The sequence below is a fragment of the Roseomonas acroporae genome (assembly GCF_023223525.1).
Lineage (GTDB): Bacteria > Pseudomonadota > Alphaproteobacteria > Acetobacterales > Acetobacteraceae > Roseomonas_E > Roseomonas_E acroporae.
In genome coordinates this window covers 1-1,372 of record NZ_JALPRX010000231.1, presented here as the reverse complement: position 1 = coordinate 1,372, position 1,372 = coordinate 1, and the positions used below count along the sequence as shown (strand labels likewise).

The 1,372-nt window shown below is 73.6% G+C and carries 5 protein-coding genes; all 5 read right to left on the bottom strand.

Translation table 11 applies throughout. From position 1 onward, the window contains the following. The coding region (locus M0638_RS28205; protein WP_248670281.1) for a hypothetical protein at positions 1-238 on the bottom strand (238 nt) is incomplete at its 3' end. After that, on the bottom strand, positions 238-645 hold the full coding sequence (locus M0638_RS28200) for a hypothetical protein (RefSeq protein ID WP_248670280.1): 408 nt from the start codon (positions 643-645) through the stop codon (positions 238-240). The genes M0638_RS28205 and M0638_RS28200, both read right to left, overlap by 1 nt. Then, a complete protein-coding gene (locus M0638_RS28195) occupies positions 642-866 on the bottom strand; it encodes a hypothetical protein (RefSeq protein WP_248670279.1) in 225 nt (74 codons plus the stop codon). The genes M0638_RS28200 and M0638_RS28195 overlap by 4 nt, the downstream gene beginning before the upstream one ends. Next, positions 863-1,165, bottom strand: a complete 303-nt coding sequence (locus M0638_RS28190; RefSeq protein WP_248670278.1) for a hypothetical protein — start codon at positions 1,163-1,165, stop codon at positions 863-865. The genes M0638_RS28195 and M0638_RS28190 overlap by 4 nt, the downstream gene beginning before the upstream one ends. After that, positions 1,165-1,372, bottom strand: a 208-nt coding sequence (locus M0638_RS28185) for a hypothetical protein (RefSeq protein ID WP_248670277.1), incomplete at its 5' end; no start/stop codon positions are given. The genes M0638_RS28190 and M0638_RS28185, both read right to left, overlap by 1 nt.

Here is a 1,372-nt window from a genome sequence, read left to right as displayed (position 1 = left end):
TGCGGGCCGGATCGGCGATGGCGCCGCGGACCACGGCGCAGGACCGGCGGCCGGCGAGGTCGTGCAGCAGCGCGGCGAGCGTGCCGTGATCCGCCGCCACGACGTGGTGCAGGTTCAGCGTGCGGGCGCTGTCGTAGCCTTCGCCGGTGCCGTCGGCGCGGATCAGCTTACACAGCCGCCGGCCGTGCGCCTCGATCACGGTGATGCCGTCGGGGTGGGTGGAGTCGGTGGTCGTCATCACGCCCTCCCCGCCGGCTCGGTGATGCCGTGCGGCGCGTTGACCAGCTCGGCGTTGGGGATGAGGCGACGCACCAGCGTCGTCATCCGGTCTCCGAGGGTGGCCGGCCGCATCCAGGGCGGCGAACATCCCCGGCAGATGCAGGCGGCGACCGGCTGCTGATCGACGGGCCGCAGCAGCACCAGGCCGCCGAAGTCGCCGGGGTGCCGGATCCCGGTCGGGCACGGTGTGCCGTCGCGCCGCATGTCGGCGCAGAGCGGCGGCCTGTCGGTCACGCTGGCGGCGCTGATGTGCCGGACGGCGAACAGCACCGTCGGGTCGCCGCCCTCCAGCACCTCGGCGAGCAGGTCGGCGGCGGTGATGAACTCCGCCTCCAGGGCCTGCTTGGTCTGCGGGCGCGCGGTCATCGCGGCACCTCCTGGATCTGCACGGGGAAGCGATCGCCGCCGGCCGCGCGCAACATGCCGGGCGTGACGCGCTGGTACGTGGCGAGGGTCCGCACGATCTCGTCGTGGATGCCGTGCTGGTCGGCGATCTCGGCCAGCAGCTCGGCAACGGCGCGCGGTCCGAGGCGGCAGATATGCTCGGCGCCACGGCGGAGGCGCAGGTCGGTGACGGCGGCGCTCATCGAACGCTGCCTTCCGCGAGCCGCTTCTTGCATGCCATGGCGTCGGCCAGGTTCTCGAAACCCAGCATCACGCGACCGCCGCGATGCAGCGTCTCGGTGGCGAGGTCGAGGCCGGCGCGATCGGGCCAGCTCACGCCGACGTCGTGCGTCAGCCAGACCGCCACCTCGCCGGGCGGGACCGTCTCGATCGGCTCTGCCGGCACTGGTGGCACCGCGGCGCAGACGACGAAGCGGAATGCGTCGGCGTCGCTGAGGATGTGGAGTCGGGCGACGAGCCCGGCCGGGAATGTCGGCGCCATCAACGGGCGGCCTCCAAGGTGCGCAGCGCGGCGAGTGCCGCAGCGACGGTGGGATAGAGGGTCGGGATCGGGCAGCCGGGCATGGCGACGGCGGCGCGAGGCTCGCCGTCGGCGTTCATCAGGCCGGGCATCAGCAGCAGGCGCGGGGCGGCCGGCAGCGGTGCGCGCTGGCGCGGCTTACGGCGGTACTGGACGCGTTTCGACACG

Coding starts and splice junctions, on each gene's coding strand:
- M0638_RS28200 (WP_248670280.1), bottom strand. CDS start 645: ATGACCGCGCGCCCGCAGACCAAGCAGGCCCTGGAGGCGGAGTTCATC.
- M0638_RS28195 (WP_248670279.1), bottom strand. CDS start 866: ATGAGCGCCGCCGTCACCGACCTGCGCCTCCGCCGTGGCGCCGAGCAT.
- M0638_RS28190 (WP_248670278.1), bottom strand. CDS start 1,165: ATGGCGCCGACATTCCCGGCCGGGCTCGTCGCCCGACTCCACATCCTC.